Below are 24,096 nucleotides of genomic sequence, written 5' to 3' on the forward strand. Positions count from 1 at the left end.
GATTTATCACATTATTAATAATATTAAACTTTATGTTACTCCCGTCTGTTTTCACAACATTTTTTCCGCAACCCGATCTATTACATTATCCCCCATAAAACACTGAACCCGCCTGTTACAGCGGGTTCAATTCAACTAAAACAAACTTTAGCCATTGGGCATCCGGCTATTAGCATACCCAAAAAGTTTCTCCGCAGGAAATAAACTGCGTAGTTGGCAAAGTGCGGCCTTTGTCTTTCTCCTGTGGCGCTTTACTAAGGCTGGCAACAGTAATTTTTGTGAGCTTCAGCTTTGAAGTGATTTTCTTTTTCATATTGATACAGATTTAGGTTACTTCAATCTACGATAAGAATCTGTTACCATCAATCACGTAAAAAGGGGATTTATCACTGCTGCGCTCCTTTGCTGATCTTATTATTGACAATACGTGCGTTGCCGTCGATATCCAGACTGCCATTCACTGCTTCAGAGATCACTGCGCCGGTATTGCGGGCCGGTGAATTGGGAGCGATGTGCAGATCTGGTGTTGTTGTACTGATGAGTAACGGATCTGTGCCATACACGGAATTCGCATCCGTGCCGGAGGTAGTTTTCCATGTGTTGAAATCGGTAATGATGTTAGTATTAGTACCGTTCCAGATCCATTGCGGTGTACCGGTGGTGAAGTAAAGATTGTTGTCTATGATATTACCGGAACCTGTGCTGGTATATTTATGCACAAAGATATCTACCGGTCGCGCATATACGATATTATTACGGATCACATTATCAAAGCATTGCTCTGTGAGGCGGATCTCTCCTTCTATTTCGCCGAAGGCGCCCGGCTCTCGGTCGTTGAATAATAACGTATTGTTTACCACGTAACAATTGCGTGTGCCACCGGATGTATAACCCAGGTAGCCGCCAAGATAGATGCCGGTACGCCAGCAGTTATACACAAAGTTATTTCGCACAATGCAGTTGCTGGTAGGATAAGCATCGTTTTCACTGACGATACCAATGCCGCGGTCTGCTTCATGAATACGGTTTCTTTCCACGGTGATATTCCGCGCGCCGTCTACATAAATAGCGATAGCGCCGTGGCCATGCGTTCCGCCAACAGGCCCGCGGGTCATATCAATGTTATACAATTCATTTTCGGTGATAACGCCGTTCCTGGCATAATTAAATGCGGGGTTGGTATTGGCAGCATAACCACCTGCCGCGTCGATACCAATGTTCTCAGTATTGTAGATCGTGTTTCTCCTGATAGTAAATCCATCTACATAACCATTGATCGTGAGATTTTCGCTATACCCTGTTTTAGTATCGTGAATGATATTATCTTCCACAAGAATGTTCTTCATCACATCGGCGGTGTTGCCGATAATCTCGATACCATGACCGCTACGGCCCTGCGATGGGTCTACGTTATGTTCTATATTATAAATTTTATTTTTCCGGATGATGATATTGCCGGCGCCGGCATCTGCTGTAATCCCATTCACATTGGCCCATGCCGCGCTACTCTTTAAATTGCAGATATCAAATCCTTCCAGCACCACATAACTGGCGTTACTAATGGTAACCAGTGCTTCCTTTCCGGTAACGGTCATACCAGTGCCATCAATCACGGCTTTTTCACCGGGATATGCTTTGAGGGTAATAAGCTTCTCCAATCGGCCGGAGCGAGGAAACACTACCTTCTCTGCGTATGTTCCGGCCCTCACCATCACAGTATCGCCGGGAAGGGCTTTTGCCAAAGCGATGTTGATGCTGCGTAGTGGTTTGTTGATAGTACCTGCGGCCGAATTATCGCCGTTGGCTGCTACGTAATACGTGTGGGTTTGTGCGGCATCAACGGTAGTAACAGCGGTAGATCCTTTACTACAGGCGCCGGCCAGCATTGCGAATAGCAATAAATACATGTTCCTGTTTAACATCTTTAAAAAATAAATGGCGGCAGTAGTTACTGCCGCCGTGGGTTTGCATATAAGTTATTCTGAAATTATTTTCCTGACCCTGTTATTATTCTTATCCAACACATACACTATTCCATCCTTATCTACTGCTACTCCCATCGGTGCGTTGAAGGAAGCAGCGGCTCCGATACCGTCTGTAAACCCGGCGCTGTTGCTGCCGGCATACGTAATCACATCCCAGGTGTTAGCGGAAATGGCGCGGATACTTTCATCAGCATTAGCGCCGTAGCTACCATTACCTGCCACGTATATATTACCAGTGATGTCTACTGCCAGTCCCCAGGGATTTGCAAACCGTGCAGCAGCGCCTGTTCCGTTTACATAGCCTGCCACTCCGGTAGCACCGGCAATCACAGTAGGCTGCCATGTGCCTGCCTTAAACTGGATAATAGTATGACCGGTATTACTTGATACGTATAAGTTACCCGCCTTGTCGAAGTCCATTCCACCGGGGGAGGTGATGCCATTGATAATAGCGGTACTGCTGCCATCTGCCTTCATCTCGAAAACGCTTCCGCCGCCGTTGCTGCAATAATATACTTTACCGGATACTTTGTCTACCGCTACATTCCAGGGCTCCTGCACCGTGCCGCCCAGGGTGGTGGTAGTGCCATCCGGTGTAATTTTGCGGATGCTCCAGGTGCCCGGATCTGCCGTATACACATTGCCCTGCGCATCCAGTGCTAAACCATATGGAATCTGGAAACGCGCTGCCGGACCTTTGCCATCGTCGCTTCCGCCGTTGCCCGGACTACCGGCTAACACGGTGGCATTTCCTGCGTTATCAATTTTACGGATACAGGCGTTACCCGGATCTGCCACATATACGTTCCCGTTATCATCTGCACCAATTCCCATCATGCGGTACCAGCTTTGCCCGTTAAAATTAAACAACGCATCGGCGCCCTTGCCGTTTGCAAATCCTGCAGTGCCGTTGCCGGCCAGCGTTGTAACGGTCCTGGAAAACACATAGGTAAACGGCGTGCTGCTCACCACACTATCTTTTCCTACTTTCACCACCAGGTTTCCGGTGCCGCATTTCTTTGGCACTATCACCATAATCTGTTTCGTATTGGCGTTCACGATAGCACAACGTTTACCATTGATGGTAACCGTTATATCGGAGGTATCAGCGGAAAAGTTATCGCCTGTAATCAGTACTTCCGTGGTACTGCCGCCGGTGGCGGGAATGAAGTCGGTGAGCAATACGGGTTGCCCTTCCGCGTGTTTCAGATCCTCGTCCTTTGAACATCCCGCCAACAAGGCAGACATCAGTAAACAACCTTTCAGTATATATGAATTCAGTGGCCTGATCATAGTAGTTAGTTAAGAATTAAATAAAGAAGAATTACCAGCCCGGGTTTTGCACCAATGCGCGATCTCTTTCCAGGTCCTGTTGCTGGATAGGGAACATATACATTTTGTTATCCCAGTATCTTTTCTGGAAAAGTGTGCGGGTATAAAAACCGGTGAAAGAAAATCCCTGGTCATTATCTTTCGCATTTATATTCATGCCGTAAATAGCCTGGTTTTCCGGTTTGCTCATCAGCAACCGGCGGATGAGCGTGTAATAACGATCGCCTTCAAAGCAAAATTCCACCTGTCTTTCCCGCAGAATATATTTTCTCATTTCTTCCTGGTTGCCAACTGCGCCTGGGTACACGGTTTCAATGCCGGGCAGGCCGGCGCGTGTTCTTACCTGGTTGAGGTACTTCACGATATCAGGATTGGCAGGATCATATTCGTTCAGTGCTTCTGCATAGTCCAGTAAAATTTCCGAATAACGGATAAGGATATACGGAGAACGGTATGCGTCGGTAGACATGCTACGGAGGTTATCGTTCGGACTCAGTAATTTAGCCGGGAGATAGCCGGTGATAACGTTGCTGCCCATTCCCTGCATCCCTGATTTACCGCTGTAATAAAATTCCTGGCGGCCGGTACCATCTTTATTTTTTTCAGAAGAGAAGTAGTTTTTATCATCCACTGATACCGCTGCAATCACCGGGCGGCGGTTGTAGGCGATGTAAGCATAGAACCGTGGTTCGCGCTTTGCGTACATGTTCCAGTCGCCCTCCTTATTTTCCCAGTAGTGCTCACCGTCCTGTGTAGCAAAGCCTGTTTCCACGTAGTTAGAAGTAGGATCACTGATGGTTTTACCATTGTTCATATAAAAGGCATCCACTACATTTTGTGTGGCGTTGTACAGGTTGTATCCTGCGGGGCCGGGAGAGGAACAGATGGTATATCCCCAGCGTTGCCAGTTCATGGAAGCAAGAATGATTTCATCATTCCAGGAAGTAAGGAATACATCTCTTACAGAAAGGAACGGATCAAAAGTAGTACCGCCATTATCGAGGTTGGTAAACAATTTGTACTTGTTGGAATCGATGATCGCTTTTGCTGCCTGTGCGGCGATGCGCCATTTATTCACATCATAGCCGGCTGGTGCGAGTGCGGTACCGTCCTGGTTTTTAAATCCGGCAAGAGCGGGATTACCATTCCATAAAGGACTGGCAGCCCACTGTGCTACCTTTGCTTTTACAGCTAGACAGGCGCCGCGGGTTGCACGGCCATTGTTACCGGAGGAACTCCATACGAAAGGAAGTCCGGCTGCTGCGCCATCCAGCATTTCATTGATGAATTTTACGCAGGTATCGAAAGGCGCTCTCGGATACTTGTTCATGTCTTCATCCTGACTAACAGTAGTGGTGAGTTTTACAAACGGTCCGTATTGTCTTAGCAGCATCCAGTAAAAGTAACCGCGCAGGAAAAGGTTTTCTGCTTTGTATTGTGCTTTCAGCTCGTTGCTCAGCTGATCAGCCGGTACCTTATCGATGTTTTGTTCGAAGATGAAAGATTTCCGGATGGCAGTATAGTAGCCGCCCCAGTTGTAGAAGTACCAATCAGATGCACTCCAGTTGCCGCCCACCATGTACCTTACCGTAGTACCGGGAATAGAAACAGAGAGTTCATCCGCGGCGCCTATGCCGGCATAATCGCCGCCAGCCTGCCGGGCGCTGTAAATATTACTCAGATAGGCTTCCGCGTTAGCCCTGGTTTGCCAGATCTGATCTTCGGTAAGAAGATTATCCGGCTTTTTATCCAGGTACTTACTGCAGGATACCAGTGTAATGGCGTTGATACCGATGAAAAAAAGTAACAGGTATTTATATCTGGTCATAACAATAATCTTTTTGATCTTGATTAAAACTGCGCTCTTACACCCAGGGTAAAGGTTTTCGGATAAGGATACTTTGCCGCGTTGTTACCCAGTTCCGGATCCCATAATTTAAACTTCGAGAACGTGAGCATGTTGGTAGCAGTGGTATATACCTGTAAGCTGCTGATGCCCTTGCGCTTCATATCCGGTGTGATAAAGGAATAGCTGAAAGTAGCCTGTTTCAGGCGCATGAAACTACCGTCCCTGATCCACCAACTGCTGTTTAAATAGTTATTGTCGTTGGTATTGGCTACCGTTAAACGTGGATAGTGTACATCCTGACTGGGATTCTCCGGTGTCCATCTGTTCATCATATCTTCCAGTACACTGGCCGGATATTGTCCCATACCGGCGAAAGGAATAACGCCTACACCATCAGCGCCGGCCCCATTGCCGCGCACTTCAGAGCCATTGGCCATGATCCCTACATCAGCCACGCCGGCGAAAACGGCAGAAAGCTCAAATTTCTTGTAGCCGAAATTAAAGCCGTAACCATATGACCAGGTAGGAAAACTGGATTTGCCCAAATAAGTTTGGTCGTTACCATCAATCCTTCCGTCGTTATTCAGGTCTGCATACTTTACATCACCGGGATGCACTACCCTGAACTGCTGCGGGCTTTTTTCCACATCATCCTGGCTGGTGAACAGGCCGAGGCTCTGGTAACCTTTGAATTCGCCAACCTTATGTCCCTCCTGTTGTGCATAGGCGTACAGGGCAATGGGATTATCTGCAAAAAGGATCTTGTTACGTGCGTAAGTAACGTTACCGAATACACGAATGGAGATATCTTTTCCGATACGACCGGTATATTCCATGCTGCCATCTATTCCTTTATTCACCATTTCACCGATGTTACCGTAAATGCTGCTGGAGCCATATCCGGCTACGGGTGAAATAGATCTCCGCGCAACGAGGATGGCACTTCTTTTATCCTGGAATCCATCTACTATAATATTCAACTTATTCCACAAACCTATTTCCAGGCCGATATCTGTTTTAGCAGATTTTTCCCAGGTAAGGTTTTCGGTACCAATTACATCTGCATTAATACCTCCATAATAGGAAGGCGTACCGGAGCTTCCGAAAGACACGCCGGACGCGCCGTTATAATAAGTGAGATAACCGAAGCGGTTCCCGTCTATCTGGTCATTTCCTGTCATACCATAAGATCCGCGGATCTTTAACAGGTTGACCACATTTGTATAAGGCAGGAAAAAGTTTTCTTTAGAAATTACCCAGCCAACAGAACCTGCGGGGAAGTAACCCCATCTTTTTCCCTGTTCAAAGTTTTCAGATCCGGTAGCGCCCATATTTACTTCTGCCAGGTATTTGTCCATATAGGAATAGGTGACCCGGGCTGCCGCGCTTTGGTTGCGGTAAGGAATGGCTCCTTTCACATCACCGGCAGAACCCACCAGGCGGTTACGGATACTACCTACCAACAATGCACCGAAATTATGTTTACCGAAGCTATGATCGTAAGTGAGGTTACCTTCCAGGTACATCATGCGCTCACCGGTGGAAGAAGCGCCATAGCCCAGGTAGGTGTTTCCTGTTCTGGTTTGGTTAAAGATTAAACTACCATCTTCATTTCTGCCAGGCGCATAAAACAAATCATTTACACCGGTTCTTCTGTTATCAAATTCGCTGTAGGTATCAAAAGAAAAACGCGCGTTGGCGCTCAGTCCTTCGGTAATTACATCCAGTTTCTGATTGAGGGATAACACGGATTGGATGGAAGGTCTGAATTCTGTAGCGTAACCTGCGTTTTGTACGAGGTTAAACGGATTGGAGCCACCGTTGTTAACCGGGCCTGCCCACTTGCCATCCGGGTAAGATACCGGGAAGGAAATGGGGTTGGTGGCGTAGGTAGAATACCAGATAGAGCCGGCGGAATTACCCGGGTAGCGGGTATTTACCAGCATGGAAGCCAGGTTAAGGGAAAGCAATGTTGTTTTGGTCACGTTCAGGTCTACATTACTCCTGAAATCATATCTTTTGAAATTGAGGTTGGGGTTGTATCCGATGTTATTCACTTTATATTGTCCGTCCTGGTTGTAAAACGACATCGACACATAGTAGCGCATGGCTTCACCACCGCCACTTACGTTTACGTTGGCATTGGCCATAGATGCCCAATCCTTATAAATAGTCTTAATCCAGTTTACATTTGGATAGATATATGGATCAAGACCGCTGGCTGTTTTACGGATCAGTTCATCGGAATATACCGGTTCTTCCCCGGCGTTGGTACGGGCTTCATTATACAGCTTCATATAATTCACGCCATCCAGCATTTTTGGCATCTGGGTTAATCCGCTGAAACCCGTTTCTGCTTTGGCAGATACTTTTGGTTTACCGGCAACCCCTCTGCGGGTAGTAATGATCAGTACGCCATTGGCGCCTTTGGCGCCATATACTGCGGTAGCGGAAGCATCTTTCAGCAACGAAATGCTCTGGATATCTTCCGGGTCAATGTTATTGAAAGCACCGCCGTAGGTACTGTTTACATCTTCCCTTTGCACGCCATCCACAATGATGAGTGGAGAAACGCTTCCCTGGAAAGTACCAATACCGCGGATAGTGAAGTTAGGGTTATCATAACCGGGTTCACCACCGCCGCTCTGCATGGATATTACACCGGCTACCTTGCCTACCAATGCGTTGGTAAGTGAGCGCACCGGTGTTTGCATATCAGCCATATTTACGGTGGATACAGCGCCTGTTACGGTTACTTTTTTCTGGCTGCCAAAACCTACTACCACTACTTCATTCAGCTTATCCACCTTTGCGGTTAAACTTACTTTGAGTGTTTTCTGGTTTACTACTTTTACTTCTTCGGGATTCATTCCCATCATCGCTACTTTGATGATATCGTCCCTGTTGGCGGCAATAGAAAATACGCCCATTACATCGGTAACGGTTCCTTTTTTACTGTCTTTCACCGTAATAGTAGCGCCAGGCAAGGGATTTCCATCTACATCCATTACCTGCCCGCGCACCAGCCACTCTGCCGGTTTCTCCCCTGCGGGAGCTGCTGTTGTTTCCGGAGCAGCTGCTTTTTTGTCGAGTACAATACGATTGCGTTGCAGTACGTAGCTGATATTTTTATTTTTAAAGATAAAAGCCAGTACTTCTTCCAGTTTCGCCTGCTGAAAGTTGAGCGACATCTTTTCCCCGTCGTTCAACAGCTGGTTGCTGTACACCAGGGTGAGCCCTGTTTGCTTTTTGATGGCCCGGAAGATCTGCAGGAGGGTTACCTCGTTACCGGTAACCGTGACGATTGATTGCAGCGAAGGCGGCGGTGTTTGTGCCTTCACGCTGGAAAATGACGTGCATATAAGGGCACACAGCACCAACATGCGCACAACGTTTCGCATAGCCAGCTGGCAGTGGCGTATACTTTTTCTCATTCGGGAATTGTTTACAAGTTAAAATGATGGTACAGCAAATGACCGTAACAAATGCTTTCATCACAACTACATCGTTTTTCAGAAAACGGGTGACAAGGAGTAGTAAAAATATTTTTTGAGGGAAGAAAAATTTATCTCAGGGTAATTTCATTTCCTGATAAATGGTATTCGATATGTGCAGTTGTTTTAAGATCTGATAAGAAATCTTCCAGCCGGTTACGGTCCATCAGGCCCGTTACTACCTGTCCGGCTTCCTTGTTCTTATCCAATACAAAACGCATCCCATAGAAGCGGGAAGCAGCGGTGATAAGGGTTGTAAGCGGCATGCGGTGATAGTAGTAAACACCGTTGCGCCAGGATAATACTTCTTCTTCATCAAAATGACTGGTAACAAATCCTTTACCGGCATCATAATCAGCCTGGATGCCTGGTTGCAGCGTTTGGCGTTCGCCGGTTTTTCCTTTGGTGACAACACTACCCTGTACGAGCGCCGTTTTCACGATGCCCGGCTGATAGGTATTTATATTAAAAGCTGTTCCCAGCACTTGCACGCTGGTAAGTGCAGTGTGTACAATAAAGGGTTTCTCTGCATTGGCGGCCACCTTAAAATAGGCTTCCCCTTCTACATATACTTCTCTTGCGGGACGTCCGAAATGGAAAGGAAAACGCAGCCTGGTGGCGGCGTTCAGCCATACTTCCGTACCGTCTGACAAGGTGAGTTTATAGCTTTCGCCGGCGGGTACATCGAGGGTATTTAATACGGTGTCGGCAGAAGAATATTGCAGGGCGCCATTGCTGGTATTCAGCGTGGCGTTGTTCAGGGCAATGGTTTTGGTGCTGCTGTCTTTACTCAGCACTACTTTTTCGCCATTGCTCAGCAACAGGCGAACCGGTTGCTTCTGCTGCTGCATAGCCACTGTTGGTGAAGTGGCCGGTGTTGTGCGGACAAAGAAGTAATAGACGCCACTACCTGTCAATAGTAATATGGCGGCGGCGGACAACCACTTTTTAAGGTGGACGACCGGGCGGCGTGTTGTTCTTTCTTCTTTAATCCGGTGAAGGGCAGCTTCGGAATCAATCTGCTGAAGATACCTGTCGGTATGAAGGGTCATGTTCTCCTGCTCCAGCTGATCCCACTGTGCTTTGAAACCGGCATCGTGCTGCAGCATTTCCTGCACATACCGCTCCTCTTCTGCAGAGAGTGTTCCCGACAAACGTTGTAGATATAATTCAAATATTTTTTCCTGTGCCTGCTCCATTGTTAACAAAACGCGGGCTAATACCCCTTATTAGTAATTGCATGACGTAATACTTTCAGCCCTCTTTTCAGATGGGTTTTGAAAGAATTGATACTGATACCCATTTCATCTGCTGCTTCCTGGTAACGTTTTCCCTGGATATACACCATTTGTATAGCCGATCTTTTTTGTACCGCCATATCATTGATGGCCGTTAATACCTGTTTATAATAATCCGGTGAAACTTCGGTGTTTACCATACAGGTATCTTCCTGTAACTGGGTGAACGCTACTTTATTTTCCAGTTCTGTCTTTTGCTTTTTAAGATGCGTCAGGCAACGGTTTTTTACGGCCTGATGCAGGTATCCTTTGATATCGCCTGAAAAATGAAGGTATAATTTTTTGTCCCAAATGTCCAGGAAGAAGGTCTGTACAAGATCATTTGCTTCTGCTTCGTTTCGCAGAAACCAATAGGCATTCAGGCAAAGCAGCTTGTGATACTTCATAAATAAAGCATCATATGCTGAAGCATCGCCTTCCTTTAACCGTTGTACCAATACTATGTCTGAAGAATGACTCATGTAACCGGAACCTTATTGGTAATTATTCATTACAGGTAGTTTAAACACATAACATATCTGTAACGCTGCTTAGCGGCAGCCTTATTACAGTGATTTTGATTAAATGATCCGGAAGAAATTTACTTCTTCCATTGTTCACGCTTTGATACTAAAGATTTTGGCTAATTGACTATTAAACTGGAATCAAGGTAAATAATAAAATCGGAAAAATATACGGGGGGCAGTAAAAAAATTAAAAGCCCCGGTAAAGGATACCGGAGCTTTTGTTCCATGGGGGTTTCAGTAGATAGCTTATAATTTAAAGAAGATCTTCTTTTTAAATAGCCAGTAACACAGTCCCCATTCCAGCGCCAGCACTGCAAAAGCGGATAATATTTCCCGGATGCTTTCGGGGATTCCTGCCAGTGCCGTAAATCCTTTTACAAAGATGCCGGTGGTAGGATTTACCCATTGCCCGCCTACTGTTTCAAAGAAGAGGTAAATAAAAATGGCGTTCATGCCTACCACAGTGGCTATCCAGGCGTAACGCACATTTTGTTTTACATCTATCAGCCAGTACAGCAGGGCCATTACCAGCATTACCCATCCGCCGGAAGCCAGCGTAAAAGATGCAGTGGCAATCCGTTTGATAATGGGTGTAATGCCTGCCAGGTCCAGTCCGAAGCCGGTGATGAGCCCTATCAGCCCGGCTGTCACCAGGATTTTTATTTTCTGTGCCCGTGGCCGGTCGCTGATCAGTAACTTCCCGGCCAGCGCGCCCCAGATGGTATGCGCGGCAGTGGGTATAAAGTTAATGGTCACCCATCCGTCCGGGTTGATTTTACCCATCAGCACAGTATCCATAAAAGCTCCGAAGTTATGACCTTGTATGAAGGGTTCTTCGAAACCGGGCAATAAAACAAACCGGTACAATAAATCGGTTGCCAGCAGCAATAACAGGCTTACACCCAGCTGAAAACCAAAGGAACGGCGTATGATGAGGTAAGCGATCAGGGTGGTTACAGATAACTGCGTGAGCACATTCCATAACTCCCATACTAACCTTCCTGCATATACGCAATGGAGGGCAGTACCAAATATAAACAACTTTAAACAACGCAGGGCAATATGTCTGAAATTTTGTGACCAGGTAATGCCCTTTTGTGTTTTATAATAATAAGAGATGAACATCGCAGCACCGGCCATTGTCATAAAAGCAGGTTGCACCAGGTCCCAGGCGCGTAGCCCGTTCCAGGGGTGGTGAAAAAACTGCGTTATTAAACTGCCGGCTATTCCCGTAGGGTGCAAATGTGCGATCGACTCATAGATACGGGCGCTTTCTCCTGCCAGGAGAATCATAATAAGGCCACGCATCACATCCAGGGAAATCAATCGTTGGCTGACATTGGTTGTTTGGCTCATTGTCCTGTTTGTAGGCTTAAATTAATAATTTATTCCGGCATATTTAATAAAAAAGCGGCGGCCCCTTCATCGGGGATGGTGCCCAGCTGGGTGGACCAATCGTTGGAAGTGGCCACCATGCCAAGTCGTATAGCCGCTCCCGTAAAGCCCTTTATTTTTGAGCGGTCCAGTTTTCCTTCAAAACGGATCACACCACCGGCTTCCGCAATGGTGCCCATCGTAAAGAAATCTGTACCTGATTGCTGGTCGAAACTGAAGCTGGTTTGCGGTCCGTTATGGTAATACATCGCCATCGGGATAGGCGCTGTATTCTGATTGAGCAATAGCTGTCCCTCCAGCAATACATCGTACGCCGCGCCGGTAAACAGGGAGGTGATCAGGCCCGTAGCGGCACTGTTGTCGCTGTCGATATACACGTCGAAAATAGCGCCATCGGCCAGTTTACCACTCATCTCTCCATAGAAATAAACAAACTGTCCGTCGTAATCGAATTTTACCTTTTTGAAAACGCCGCCGGCCGGGCCGGCAGTGATCACATTCTGGCTGATGGTATCCCAGTCGGCCAGGCTGTTATCGGTGAGTTTCACCGGCGAGGTTTTAGAGATGCGGATCACGGTAGATCCTTCCGCCGTAACCCCTGCGGCAGACGTAGCATACAACGTAGGCACGTATTTGCCCTTGCCCTGGTAGGTATGTACGGGGCTTTGCTCGGTGGAACCGGTACCATCGCCAAAGTCCCATTTCCACGAGGTGGCGCCGGTAGTGGTGTTATTAAAAGATACCTGGTTGCCTTCTACTTCGATGGTATATACTACCAGCGGCGCGGGATTGGTATCATCTTTTTTGCAGGCGGAAGCTGCACACAGCAGCATGAATATATAGAACAGTTGCTTTTGCATGATCGGGTAGTTTTAAGGATTCTGTACGCACAGTTTATTGGTTTCTATTTCATCGATCGGGATGTAATAGATGATCTTGGGATTATCGGGCTGCACCACCATGCCAGCATAACCGGAAGGATTTACAGCCGGGTTGATATCGGATTCTTTCAAACCCGGTAAATGATAACCCCAGTAAGTTCTGTTCATGGCTTTTTTATTGCGGTACACATCGAAGGTTCGGTGGCCTTCAAAAGCAAGTTCCAGTCGTCTTTCCTTTAACACTACGTCCAGTGCGGTTTTCCCGGCAGGCAGCTGTTGATGATACAATGCGCCCGACAAGCCGCGGTTGGTGCGGATGATATCCAGGTCGTCCAGTGCGGCGGCTGTTTTACCCGCCTTAGCTGCTGCCTCTGCCCTGTTCAGGTACATTTCCGCAAGGCGGAAAAGAATGGGCGAGCTAAGCGTAGGACTTCCTCCCTGCCCGGAGAATTTGGAGATATAGTAAATATCGATGCCGTTCTTTTTCTGTAATACGCCGTTATCATCTTTCAGCGGGATAATATATTTCCAGCGTACATCTTCCGGATTAGCGGACATGGTATCCCTCAGCGATGCGGACGCAAATTCTTCGCCCCAACCGGAGTTACCATTGGAATAGATCATGGAGGCGATAGAACCAAACTTACCGTAGTCGTCCAGCTGCGTAAAGGCCACACAGAAAATGGTTTCTGTACCGGCGGCAGCGTTGGCAAACAAATCGGGGTAAGTAGCCGGGGTAGCCAGTGAATAGCGGCCGGACGAAATAACCTGCGACGCGAAGTAAGTGGTGCTGTCGTTGTTCCCTTCATACAGGTAAGCCCTGGAGAGCAGCGCCCAGGCGGCTTCGCGGGAAGCGTACTGCGGCCCCCTGCTTTGCGACATCAGTTCGGCGCCCTTCCTGGCGTCTGCAATGATCTGTGCATATACTTCGCCTACACTGGCGCGTGCCTTTTGCGCAGGATCGCTGGTGGCAGTGCGCAGGATCACACCGGGAGCGCCGGGGTTTTGCGCGTATGGCATGGCAAATAATTTCACCAGGTTAAAGTGACTGAAGGCGCGCAGGAAATAGCACTCACCCAGCATTTGCTGCGTAGTGGCGTCAGGGCTAGCCTGCTTCTCCACCGCTTCAATTACAGTATTGGCGTCGTTGATAATTTTGTAGGAGATATACCAGAAATAGCGTGTATTCGTTTGCGTAGGCGAGTGGCCTAACGAGAAACTATAGAACAGGGGATCTTCTGTTGTTTGTCCGCATACAATATCATCGCTGGCAAAATCCGACAGCTGGAAATACTGACGCAGGTACATGTTATTATCATCGGTAGTACCATTAAACGGTACATGATCCTTTAGCAGGGAATATGCCCCGTTTACGGCGTTCTTCAGCCCTTCGGGAGAACCGGTAATGGTTTCTGTGGTGAGGGCATCGCTTGGATTCACATCTTTCATACAACCTGTTTGCCATAACAACACAGGCAGTAGTAGTAATATTATAATCGCTGATCTCATGACAGGCATTTTAAAATCTGAAATTAATGTTGAACAGGTACTGGCGGTTGTTGGGATATTTAAAATCCGATACGCCCGGCATCACCTGTGATCCAGGTGTGATGGTAGTTTGCGGGTCCTGCCCTAAGAAATTGGTGAACGTATGCACGTTATCGGCAGTGAAGCCAACCGTTACTCCATCGAGGCGCCACCTGTTTACGAGGGCTTTTGGCAGTTCGTAACTCAGGCTGATATTGCGCAACGCCCAGAAGCTGCCATCTTTCAGGAAACGTGTAGACGTTTGCGTGCTGTTGGCAGAGTTCTGCGGACTGGGCTCTGTAGCGTTATCACCAGGCTTCGCCCAGGTGCTGCTGCCTTTGGGCAGGTTTACCTGGTTGTAGTAAGGTTCGTTGCCGTCATTTTCCACAAAGCGGAGGTTATTGCTGTATACTTTGTTGCCGGAAAGGAAATAGATATTTGCGCTTAAAGAAATACCGCTGTATGTAAAGGTGTTAGTCATGCCTCCCTGGAACTTCGGCAGTGCGGAGCCTACTTCCTGGTAGGTGGCGCTGGCATAATCTGATGTTGATGATTTGTTGCCGTCTTTATCCACTACTTCCCACAAAGGTGCGCCGGTTTGTACGTCCACACCTAACCATTTGGGCATATAAAATTCATACAGGTTACCACCATTGCGGTAGATCTGCGAGATACTCCAGGTAGATTGTGTATTGATGATGCTGGCCGGGAATTTCTGCAGTTTGTTGGTGTTGAAGTTGATATTAAAATCGGTGCTCCACTGGAATTTCCGGCTGCGGATATTCACGGAGCTGATGCCCAGTTCCACGCCATTATTCACCAGTTCACCTACGTTCTGCCAGCGTGTTTCAAAGCCGACCGACAGGGGTTGCGATACCTGCAGCAACAGGTTTTTGGTGATATTGTTATACACATCCACACTCAGATCTATACGTTTAAACAACCCGATATCGATACCGCCGTTCCACTGGTATTTGCTTTCCCAGGTGAGATCCGGGCTGGGCAACTGTGAAGGGGTTGCCGCTATTTGTCCGTTATACTGACTAGCCAGTGAAAACAACGCAAGGTAGCGCGATGACCCGATGTCCTGCGTACCGGTAACACCATAACTGGCGCGGAGTTTCAGATTGGTGAACACATTATTATCTTTCAGAAAATCCTCATTACTCATCAACCATGCTGCAGAAACAGAAGGGAAAGATGCCCAGCGATTGGCGGACGGAAAATTGGAAGAGCCATCCACGCGGAATGATCCGGTGAGGAAATATTTATCCAGGTAACTGTAGTTTACCTGTGAGATGAGCGACTGTATAATGGCTTCATTGATACTGCCATTTACAATCTGGCTGTTAGCTACTACGTTCAGCACTTTTAACCCGGCGGGCAATCCTTTTCCGGAGGCGCCCAGCACTTCGGTATTGCTGCCTTCAAACGCTACGCCCGCAAGGCCGCTGATGCGATGATCACCCATGCGGAAATCTACTTTCAGCAGGTTATTGGATACGTAGCCGTAGTTCAGCGTACTGAATTCGCTGAGGTAACCGGTACCATGATATTGCCCGGCCACATCCGGCGAATACCAGGTTTTATTTTTATTGTATCCCAGCGACAACCGGTTGGTACTGGTAAAGGTAAGCCAGTCGGTGATGCCGATATTAAGTCCCATATCATAATTCACATCAAAATTTTTATAGGGATGCTCTGAATTATTGATGGTGTGAATAGGATTCACCTTATCGCGCGACCACCATTTGAAAGGCGAGTTACCATCTACATACAATGCTTTACCGGAGCTGTCGTATGGGTTATCCCAGGGCATATTGAGGAATGCATAATACATATCGTTATAGTCGTATGTTTTACCAAAGGAGCCACTGAGATTGATGTTATTGGTTAAGCTGATACGTTTGGTAAAGTGATAGGTAGAATTGGCTCTCAGGTTTACGCGCTGGTAGTTGGTATTCATGAACGTACCTTTCTCGTTATAATAAGAGAGACCCAGGTAGTAATCTGATTTTTCTGATCTGCCGCTGGCGGAGAGATATACATTCTGCATGGGTGCGCGCTGGAACATGTCTGTTAACCAGTTGTAGTTCTGGTTGCGCAGGGCAAGCGGGCGTTCATTATAGAATTTCAGCAGGTCTATTTTATAGGAGTTGTTGGTAGCGCCGGGAATATAATCGCGGTAATATTCTTTCTGGCGTTCATACAATTCGCTGCCGTTCATCATGTCCATGGTGCCGAAGTCCGGTGTGCGGAAGCCGGTGGTTACTTTTGCCTGGAACTGTATTTTTCCGGAGGCGGCTCTTTTAGTGGTGATGATGATCACGCCGGCATTAGCCTGGGAGCCGTACATGGCGGTGGCGCCGGCATCTTTGAGCACGGTTACGCTTTCTATATCATTGGGGTCGTAGTTACCACCAATGATACCATCTACTACTACGAGCGGACTTTGTGAAGCGTTTACAGAGGAAATGCCGCGCATGCGTATTTCTGCTGCGGCGCCGGGAACGCCGGAGCTGCTTACCACCTGGAGGCCGGCTACCTTGCCTTGCAGCATGGTACCTACATCGTTGGTGGTAACGTCTTTCAGTTTTGCTGCATCTACTACGGTAACGGCGCTGGTTAATTCGCTTTTCTTTTTATCGGAGTAGCCCACTACCACTACCTGGTCCAGCTGACTGTTAGCGGTGCGCAGGGTTACCTGCATGCCGTTGCGGGCGGGCAGTTCCTGTTTGTCGTAGCCGGTGAAAGTGACTACCAGTATTTCGCCGGCGTTGGCTGCTACCGTGAATTGTCCACCGGCATTGGTGGCGTTGCCCCTGCTGGTGCCTTTTACGATTACCGTAGCGCCGGGAAGCAAGGTGCCATCAGGGCCACGCACGGTACCGGTAATACGGCCAGTAGTATCCACTGGCGGCGGCGGGGGCTCGGACTTTGGGCGGATCACGAATACGCCGTTGTTGATAGAAAAGGTAACCGGCTGATGTTGCAGACATTGCTCCAGTACGGATTGCACGGAAGCGCTGCTTACCTGTAAGGTAACCGGGGTAGTGTTTTTGAGGGCGGATTCATTGTATACGATGGTGGCCCCGGATTGCAGGATTATTTCTGCAAACACTTTCTGTAACGGCATATTTTTCACAGAGAGGGTAACCTGTTGTGAAAAACTCCTGGCGCTTACATGTAAGCAGGCGATCAGGATAAGCCAGGTGGTCATTTTCATAACCCGCAAAATTTTGGTTAATAAAAGTCCCTTTGGGAGAAATGGTATCTCCTTAAATTTTAAATGCATACTTTTAATAAGGTTTAGAATTCTTAAATGATCGTCGCTGATCTTACAGGATGCTGAGCTGCTGCCGGGGGTGTGTCACCACCTCCGGCTTTTTTCATTGTTCAATGTGTTACTTCATATGTTTTTTTTACAGGTTTTACGGTAATACCACTACTTTATTTCCATCTGTTTTAAAGTGATTAGTTCCGTTTTCTTCTAATACGTGCAATACGGCTGATAAATTAAGATTCCGGCTGATTCCGCCACCATACAGTTCTTTACCGGGTGCGGACTGATAAACTATTTCCACATCATACCAGCGGGCAATTTCCCGCAGTATGGTTGGCAGGTCCATATTATTAAATACAAAGAGGCCGTTTTTCCAGGCCATAATTTTATTCACGTCGGCATCGCGTACGGTGAGCTCGTGGCCGGACAGTGCCAGCACGGCCTGCTGACCGGGGCGCAGGATCTTATCCTGTACTTTTATTTTTCCATCCACCAGGGTGGCGTTGATAGTTGGTTCGTCGGCGTAGGCCATCATATCGAAGCGGGTGCCCAGCACCAGCACTTCCATTTCATTGGCCTGTACTTTAAAGGGTTGCGTGGCATTGGCGGCGATTTCAAAGTAGGCTTGCCCCTGCAGGATCACTTTCCGTTCTGCTCCCCGGAAACTGGTGGGATAGCGCAGGGAGGTAGCGGAGTTGAGCCATACGTTGGTGCCGTCCGGCAATACCAGCTGGTATTGGCCACCACGAGGCACAGTGAGGGTATTGTACACCACTGCGCCGTTGGCGTCTCCGGCCTGGTAGGCCAGTTGTCCTTTTTCTTTTTTGATGATATTTGCGCCGCCTTGTTTACCGAGGGCGCCGTTGGCGGCATCATCGAGGGTGATGGTGCTGCCATCGGCCAGTGTAAGCATGGCTTTTTTGTTGGCGGGTGGTTTATCTGTTGCGGTAGTGTTATCCGCCATGATATTTTTTTGGGGAGATGGATACCGGTGCTGCCACCCTATTTTGCCGGCTACTGCTACCAGGGCCAGCAGGGCCGCAGCAGCCGCATAACGCCAGAAGGGAATCCTTTTTACTTTTGGTGGCTGCATCACCGGCTTCAACCTGTTGAGCAGCCGTTGTTCCAGCATCCGGCGGTCTTCCCCCGGCTCCACGGGCAGCGGCACTTCGCTGTCGTCGAAGCTATCATACCACTCATGAAGCGCTTCCACTTCTTCGGGTGAAGCATTGCCTTTCAGGTAACGTTGGATCAGGTCTCTTAGGTGCTGCATAATAACAGAGTACAGAAATACTGCTGTTACCCTTAGTTGTTTTTATATTTTTTTTCAGAAGAAGAAAGAAAGATAGGGGTATACATCTTTCAGGCGAACGCGCAGGTGTTTCAAAGCCTTTGTGAGATGGGCTTCCACGGTTTTTTCGGACAATTGCAGGGCGGCGGCGATTTCTTTATTGCTGTATTGATCGCGGCGGCTGTACAAAAATACGAGGCGGCATTTTTCGGGGAGCTGGGCTATTTCCTGTCCGAGCCGTTCCTGGAGGCGGCAATAATCCAGGTGATCCATGTCCGGGGTTTGCACCAGTTGCTGCGCCACATCGGGCGTATCGAGCGGATGATCCGGCAGTAAACGGCTGATCTGGCGGAATACGGCGTATCGGGTGGCGGTGGCGAGGTACCCGGAAAGGTGGCGGATATCCAGTTCTGCTTTTCTAACCCACAGGCTGGCCAACACTTCCTGCACTACATCCTCCGCAGCGGCGCGGGTACGTAAGCGGTTGTACGCAATAGCATACAGTTTCTCCCAATAACGATGAAATATTTCGGTGTACGCCGATTCATCGGATTGCCGTAGTCTTTGTAATAGCGCTATGTCACTTTGTTCCTCCACGTGTGGTAATTGGTTGATATCGGTGTGCGCTATAAAAATAAGTAAAAAGAAGCGGAATTTGTCTTTCGCAAAGGCGATAGAGCAATATTAAAAAAGGTGTACCAGCCGATACACCTTCTTCTTACAACCGTTCGCGGATCACTTTCACCGCATCGCCTCTTTCCAGTTCGTTGTGTTCCTGCCAGCGATCCTGCTGCTGTTTTACCAGCTCACTGGTTTGCCAGGCGAGGAACTTTGCTTCCAGCCGTTCCAGGCATAACTGTTTATTCTGTAACTGTGAGCGGCTGTCCATTGCCAGCACCTGTAATCCGCTTGGGCGGTGAATACCACGAACTGCGGTTTCCACTTTATTTACATGCTGACCGCCCGGGCCCGCGGCACGGCAGGTTTCCAGCGTTACGTCTTTGGGATTCCACTGCACCTGTTTTTTGATATCAAATACAGATACACCTACGAACCAGTTTTTACGTTTATGGAATTTGCGGTAGGGGCTTTGTGCAATCCACTGCACGGTGCCTTCCCACGCTCCGCAGAAAGCCGTTACATTTTTTCCTTTGAGCAGCAGCGTCGCAGAAAGCAGGGTGCCGTTAATATCTCCTTTGATATTTTCCAGTACCTGTATGCTGATGCCAGCTGCACGGCCTTCCTTTATCATTATTTCCTGCACCCTGGCCACCACCCTGCAACATTCTGCAGGGCCGCGGCCGGAGATGATCTGTATAATCATTTGTTCCATGTTGTTAGTCTTTATTCATTCTTACTATGGCGGGCATAAACCGGCCTTGTATGTCTACTAATTCCTGCTGTGCGCTGATAACATTTTCAATGTCTTTATACGCCAGCGGGTTTTCTTCCACGCTGCCACCGATGAGGGTTACGCCTGCGGCGGCCAGCATTTTTTTCAAACCGGACACGGTCATGCTTTCTTTGGCTCTTTTGCGGCTCATGGCCCTGCCTGCGCCGTGGGAGGCAGAGTATAAAGCATTGTCCACGCCCTTTCCCATTACGAGGTAGGCGGCGGTGCACATGCTGCCGGGGATGATGCCCATTTCGCCGGCATGAGCCGGAGTAGCGCCTTTGCGGTGGATGATCACGGATTGACCGTTTGCAAGGGTATCTTCCCAGGCAAAGTTGTGGTGATTTTCCACTTTTGCGAGCGACTGCAAACCCAGCGCCTTCATGAGGTTGAGGTGAATGCGGTCGTGGCATGCTTTGGCGTAATCGCCCGCCAGGTTCATGGCCAGCCAGTATTCCTGTCCGGCTTCACTGTTGAGGTCCAGCCAGGCCAGCTGCTGCGCTGACTTTGGCAGCTTGCAGGTATCCATTGCAATACGTGTGTAATGCTGCGCGATGTTAGCGCCCAGTCCGCGGCTGCCGGAATGCGACAGCAATGCCAGGTACTTTTTTGGTGGCAATTGCAACGCATTGTCTTCCTTCAGTTCTATTAAACCGAATTCCACGAAGTGGTTGCCGCTGCCGGAAGAACCTAACTGCCGCGCGGCTTTGGCCTGTAGTTTCCGCAACAGTTCTGTTGACTGGAACACCGCGCTGTCGAGCACTTCATGTTCCTGCGGAAATTCGAGTCCACCTTCCATGCCGAAGTGCGTGTATTCTTTCAACGCCACTTTTACCTGGTGGGAGAAGCGTTTTAAAAAGCTTTCTCCTTCGTCGAAGATGGTGAGCGCCATGCGGCAGCCGATATCCACGCCTACCGCAAACGGCAGTACGGCGTTATCGGTAGCCAGCACGCCGCCGATAGGCAGGCCATAGCCGGTATGTGCGTCCGGCATAAGGGCGCCCTGTACGGTAACCGGTAAGGACATCGCCGTTTCCATTTGTTGTTTGGCGGAGCGTTCTATTTCTTTAGCGCCGTATACTTTCAGCTGGCCTGTTTTTTCCAGCAGGTCGTACGACTGAAAATTGCATTCCACCGGTTCATCCATAAAGGTGTCTGCTATTTTTCCCAGTATTTCGTGGGAGCGATAGCTGGCCGGATCCGCTTTGATGGCGGTTAATAACGCCAGGAGATCTGCCTTTGCCTCATGTTTGAAATGCTTTGATATAATATTGATGACGAGGCTTCTGGCCTGGTCGTTTGTATAACCTATTTTACTAAGTTCCTTTGTTTTTATACTGCCCATAAAAGGTGATGTATTTGCAGGGATGCGGCCTTTGCGGGCACACCACTGCTGCGCCGGTTATCCGGTGCGGGTATTAAATATAAATTTTGTTCTGGGTGGGAATACACCTTCCGCTGAAAGGAGGAGATAAAGCAAACGGAGGCACTAACGTATCCGTATATACGAAATGCGTTTATACAAAAAGTATAAGATGCATGTAAGTATTATTCCGGCTTATGTAAAAGGTAAGCAGCAACGTTTGCCTGATCAGGCAAGAAGCGAAAGGCGCGATATGTGGGTATGTTCTGTCATGATTCCTTGTATTTTAAAAGATGATAAATAAGGAATTCGGATGCAAAGGTATATTTATTTTACAAATACAACGGCATTTTTTTCACATAATAATTTCAATGCAGATTGTGGCAGATTTTAACATTTCTCCAGCCTATAAAAAAGGGTTTATAACTGTGCATGACGTAAATTTGTATGTACCCGCATTTTTAACCTCCGGAACCCGCTCCGGACGGGTTACATCAACATTATAAAACTTTTTCTTATGGACAAACAGCTCATCCGCAACGCCTATAAAGTGTACTGGCTGGAAAACGGCAAAGCGCCCGTTTCTGTTTATGCGCTCTGCAAACTTGTAGACGTTTCTGAAACCGAATTCTATGAACAATACAGTTCACTGGAAGCGGTAGAAAAAGACATCTGGTTAGCTATCTTCCAACAAACATTGGATCAGCTGCATGCAGATGAAATTTATCAGCAATATAATGCGCAGGAAAAACTGCTGGCCTTTTATTTCCTCTGGGTACAGAAGCTGAAGGAAGACCGGAGCTACCTGTTATTACAGCGCAAACACTTCCGGTTACCAGACCTGTACCGCAACAAACTGGAAACTTTCCGTCATGCGTTTAACAAGTATGTAAGCGACCTTGTGAAAGAAGGTTATCAGTCCAGCGAAATCAAGGAAAGAAAATATATCTCCGATCAGTATGTACATGGTTTCTGGTTACAGGCCCTGTTTGTGCTGAAATACTGGCTGGACGATACCAGCAACCAGTTTGAAATGACGGATGCCGCCATTGAAAAAGCGGTGAACCTGAGCTTCCAGCTGATTAAATCCAATACACTGGATAGTTTGCTGGACTTCGGGAAATTTATTTTTACGCGGAAATAAGTATCATGAAAGAACAATCCAATATTCCCACTTCAAAAGTGGAACGGGCAGGCAAATTCGTTACGACAGGACTTAAGGTAGGTACCAATTATATCAAACACTACACCCGCAAACTGATGGACCCTTCTACCACCAAAGAAGAGCTTCACCAGGATAATGCCGCGGATATTTATGATACGCTGAGTAACCTGAAAGGCAGCGCGCTGAAAGTGGCGCAGATGCTGAGTATGGATAAAGGCATGCTTCCGAAGGCCTATACCGAAAAGTTTGCCATGTCGCAATACAGCGCCCCCCCGCTGAGCGGCCCGCTGGTAGTAAATACTTTTGTAAAGACGTTGGGCAAATCGCCTTCACAGCTGTACGACCAGTTTGACCTGCAGGCGTCCAATGCCGCCTCCATAGGGCAGGTGCATAAAGCCACCAAAAATGGTAAGAAACTGGCCGTGAAAATCCAGTATCCCGGTGTGGCCAATAGTGTAAAGTCCGACCTCCGCATGGTGAAACCCTTTGCCATCCGCATTGTGGGCATGAACGAGGTGGACATGGACAAATATTTTGACGAGATAGAAAGTAAGCTGCTCGAGGAAACCGACTATGCGCTGGAACTCCGCCGTTCTATGGATCTTTCCAGGGAATGCGCGCATATTCCCAACCTGAAGTTTCCCGGTTACTACCCGGAACTATCGTCGGACCGGATCATTACAATGGACTGGCTGGATGGTCAGCATCTGAAGGAGTTTTTGCTGACCAACCCCTCGCAGGAAGTGCGGGATAAGATTGGCCAGGCCCTCTGGGACTTTTACCAGTTCCAGGTGCATAGCCTGAAACAAGTGCATGCAGACCCGCATCCCGGCAATTTCCTGATGCGCCCGGACGGCACCGTGGGCATCTTTGATTTTGGCTGTGTAAAGGAAATTCCGGAAGATTTTTATGAGAATTATTTCCTGCTGGTAGATAAAGAGGTATTGAAAGACGAGAAACGCCGGCACCAGATCTATACCAACCTGGAGATGATCCATCCGTCAGACACCCCCAAAGAGGTGGAATTCTTCTCCGGTCTTTTCCAACATATGATCGATTTGCTGACCCTTCCCTTTACGCTGGACAATTTTGATTTCGGCAACGAAGTTTATTTTAATGAAATATATGCCTACATGGATGAACTCTACAATATGAAAGAGATCCGTGATTCAAAGGTAGCACGTGGCTCCAGGCATAGTCTTTATATTAACCGTACCTATTTTGGGTTATACTCCATTCTGAGCGACCTGAAAGCGAATGTGATCACCGGCCCCGCCAGGATACAGGAGCTGATGGATGCCAGGAAAACTGCTTAACCGGCTTTCCGGGGACAT

At 48.0% G+C, this 24,096-nt stretch carries 18 protein-coding genes; 3 read left to right on the top strand and 15 right to left on the bottom strand.

What is annotated here, in order from left to right; genetic code table 11:
• Positions 1-169 precede the first annotated feature (169 nt).
• From PV783_RS26495 to PV783_RS26565, 15 genes are all read right to left on the bottom strand, one after another.
• Positions 170-313 carry a hypothetical protein gene (locus tag PV783_RS26495; protein WP_159454313.1) on the bottom strand — a complete coding sequence of 48 codons (144 nt, stop codon included), beginning with the start codon at positions 311-313 and terminating at the stop codon, positions 170-172.
• A 73-nt stretch (positions 314-386) separates the two neighbouring features.
• Positions 387-1,907: a DUF1565 domain-containing protein gene (locus PV783_RS26500; protein WP_336386859.1), complete on the bottom strand. Its 1,521-nt coding sequence runs from the start codon at positions 1,905-1,907 to the stop codon at positions 387-389.
• Positions 1,908-1,976: 69 nt separating this feature from the next.
• Positions 1,977-3,278, bottom strand: coding sequence for an IPT/TIG domain-containing protein (locus tag PV783_RS26505; protein ID WP_420990260.1), 1,302 nt, complete (start codon positions 3,276-3,278; stop codon positions 1,977-1,979).
• Positions 3,279-3,309: 31 nt separating this feature from the next.
• Complete coding sequence (locus PV783_RS26510; RefSeq protein WP_079470253.1) at positions 3,310-5,145, bottom strand: RagB/SusD family nutrient uptake outer membrane protein; 1,836 nt, start codon at positions 5,143-5,145, stop codon at positions 3,310-3,312.
• A 23-nt stretch (positions 5,146-5,168) separates the two neighbouring features.
• Positions 5,169-8,600, bottom strand: a complete 3,432-nt coding sequence (locus tag PV783_RS26515; RefSeq protein WP_420990261.1) for a TonB-dependent receptor — start codon at positions 8,598-8,600, stop codon at positions 5,169-5,171.
• Between the two features lie 131 nt (positions 8,601-8,731).
• Complete coding sequence (locus PV783_RS26520) at positions 8,732-9,814, bottom strand: FecR family protein (RefSeq protein WP_420990262.1); 1,083 nt, start codon at positions 9,812-9,814, stop codon at positions 8,732-8,734.
• A gap of 62 nt (positions 9,815-9,876) precedes the next feature.
• Complete coding sequence (locus PV783_RS26525; protein WP_079470256.1) at positions 9,877-10,419, bottom strand: RNA polymerase sigma factor; 543 nt, start codon at positions 10,417-10,419, stop codon at positions 9,877-9,879.
• Between the two features lie 291 nt (positions 10,420-10,710).
• Positions 10,711-11,820, bottom strand: coding sequence for an acyltransferase family protein (locus PV783_RS26530; protein WP_420990263.1), 1,110 nt, complete (start codon positions 11,818-11,820; stop codon positions 10,711-10,713).
• Between the two features lie 29 nt (positions 11,821-11,849).
• Positions 11,850-12,719, bottom strand: coding sequence for a PKD domain-containing protein (locus tag PV783_RS26535; RefSeq protein ID WP_420990264.1), 870 nt, complete (start codon positions 12,717-12,719; stop codon positions 11,850-11,852).
• Positions 12,720-12,731: 12 nt separating this feature from the next.
• A complete protein-coding gene (locus tag PV783_RS26540) occupies positions 12,732-14,249 on the bottom strand; it encodes a RagB/SusD family nutrient uptake outer membrane protein (protein WP_420990265.1) in 1,518 nt (505 codons plus the stop codon).
• 10 nt (positions 14,250-14,259) lie between these two features.
• Complete coding sequence (locus PV783_RS26545; protein WP_336386852.1) at positions 14,260-17,493, bottom strand: TonB-dependent receptor; 3,234 nt, start codon at positions 17,491-17,493, stop codon at positions 14,260-14,262.
• Positions 17,494-17,698: 205 nt separating this feature from the next.
• Positions 17,699-18,823 carry a FecR family protein gene (locus tag PV783_RS26550; RefSeq protein WP_420990266.1) on the bottom strand — a complete coding sequence of 375 codons (1,125 nt, stop codon included), beginning with the start codon at positions 18,821-18,823 and terminating at the stop codon, positions 17,699-17,701.
• Positions 18,824-18,877: 54 nt separating this feature from the next.
• A complete protein-coding gene (locus tag PV783_RS26555; RefSeq protein ID WP_159454314.1) occupies positions 18,878-19,438 on the bottom strand; it encodes an RNA polymerase sigma factor in 561 nt (186 codons plus the stop codon).
• 121 nt (positions 19,439-19,559) lie between these two features.
• Positions 19,560-20,174, bottom strand: coding sequence for a peptide chain release factor H (prfH, locus tag PV783_RS26560; RefSeq protein WP_420990267.1), 615 nt, complete (start codon positions 20,172-20,174; stop codon positions 19,560-19,562).
• Between the two features lie 4 nt (positions 20,175-20,178).
• A complete protein-coding gene (locus tag PV783_RS26565; protein ID WP_420990268.1) occupies positions 20,179-21,579 on the bottom strand; it encodes an RtcB family protein in 1,401 nt (466 codons plus the stop codon).
• Between the two features lie 190 nt (positions 21,580-21,769).
• On the opposite strand from PV783_RS26565, the gene PV783_RS26570 reads away from it, so the two are divergent.
• From PV783_RS26570 to PV783_RS26580, 3 genes are all read left to right on the top strand, one after another.
• Complete coding sequence (locus tag PV783_RS26570) at positions 21,770-21,901, top strand: hypothetical protein (RefSeq protein WP_420990269.1); 132 nt, start codon at positions 21,770-21,772, stop codon at positions 21,899-21,901.
• A gap of 213 nt (positions 21,902-22,114) precedes the next feature.
• Positions 22,115-22,741: a TetR/AcrR family transcriptional regulator gene (locus tag PV783_RS26575; protein WP_079470266.1), complete on the top strand. Its 627-nt coding sequence runs from the start codon at positions 22,115-22,117 to the stop codon at positions 22,739-22,741.
• Between the two features lie 5 nt (positions 22,742-22,746).
• Positions 22,747-24,078: an ABC1 kinase family protein gene (locus PV783_RS26580; RefSeq protein ID WP_079470267.1), complete on the top strand. Its 1,332-nt coding sequence runs from the start codon at positions 22,747-22,749 to the stop codon at positions 24,076-24,078.
• Positions 24,079-24,096 lie beyond the last annotated feature (18 nt).

The organism is Chitinophaga sp. CC14, from assembly GCF_048957795.1.
Lineage (GTDB): Bacteria > Bacteroidota > Bacteroidia > Chitinophagales > Chitinophagaceae > Chitinophaga > Chitinophaga ginsengisegetis.

What these genes read in the sequence shown, in the direction of transcription:
- PV783_RS26500 (WP_336386859.1), bottom strand. Translation starts at nt 1,907, where the DNA reads ATGTATTTATTGCTATTCGCAATGCTGGCCGGCGCCTGTAGTAAAGGA.
- prfH (WP_420990267.1), bottom strand. Translation starts at nt 20,174, where the DNA reads ATGGAACAAATGATTATACAGATCATCTCCGGCCGCGGCCCTGCAGAA.
- PV783_RS26550 (WP_420990266.1), bottom strand. Translation starts at nt 18,823, where the DNA reads ATGCAGCACCTAAGAGACCTGATCCAACGTTACCTGAAAGGCAATGCT.
- PV783_RS26565 (WP_420990268.1), bottom strand. Translation starts at nt 21,579, where the DNA reads ATGGGCAGTATAAAAACAAAGGAACTTAGTAAAATAGGTTATACAAAC.
- PV783_RS26540 (WP_420990265.1), bottom strand. Translation starts at nt 14,249, where the DNA reads ATGAGATCAGCGATTATAATATTACTACTACTGCCTGTGTTGTTATGG.
- PV783_RS26545 (WP_336386852.1), bottom strand. Translation starts at nt 17,493, where the DNA reads ATGAAAATGACCACCTGGCTTATCCTGATCGCCTGCTTACATGTAAGC.
- PV783_RS26510 (WP_079470253.1), bottom strand. Translation starts at nt 5,145, where the DNA reads ATGACCAGATATAAATACCTGTTACTTTTTTTCATCGGTATCAACGCC.
- PV783_RS26575 (WP_079470266.1), top strand. Translation starts at nt 22,115, where the DNA reads ATGGACAAACAGCTCATCCGCAACGCCTATAAAGTGTACTGGCTGGAA.
- PV783_RS26570 (WP_420990269.1), top strand. Translation starts at nt 21,770, where the DNA reads ATGCATGTAAGTATTATTCCGGCTTATGTAAAAGGTAAGCAGCAACGT.
- PV783_RS26515 (WP_420990261.1), bottom strand. Translation starts at nt 8,600, where the DNA reads ATGAGAAAAAGTATACGCCACTGCCAGCTGGCTATGCGAAACGTTGTG.
- PV783_RS26505 (WP_420990260.1), bottom strand. Translation starts at nt 3,278, where the DNA reads ATGATCAGGCCACTGAATTCATATATACTGAAAGGTTGTTTACTGATG.
- PV783_RS26580 (WP_079470267.1), top strand. Translation starts at nt 22,747, where the DNA reads ATGAAAGAACAATCCAATATTCCCACTTCAAAAGTGGAACGGGCAGGC.
- PV783_RS26525 (WP_079470256.1), bottom strand. Translation starts at nt 10,419, where the DNA reads ATGAGTCATTCTTCAGACATAGTATTGGTACAACGGTTAAAGGAAGGC.
- PV783_RS26530 (WP_420990263.1), bottom strand. Translation starts at nt 11,820, where the DNA reads ATGAGCCAAACAACCAATGTCAGCCAACGATTGATTTCCCTGGATGTG.
- PV783_RS26495 (WP_159454313.1), bottom strand. Translation starts at nt 313, where the DNA reads ATGAAAAAGAAAATCACTTCAAAGCTGAAGCTCACAAAAATTACTGTT.
- PV783_RS26535 (WP_420990264.1), bottom strand. Translation starts at nt 12,719, where the DNA reads ATGCAAAAGCAACTGTTCTATATATTCATGCTGCTGTGTGCAGCTTCC.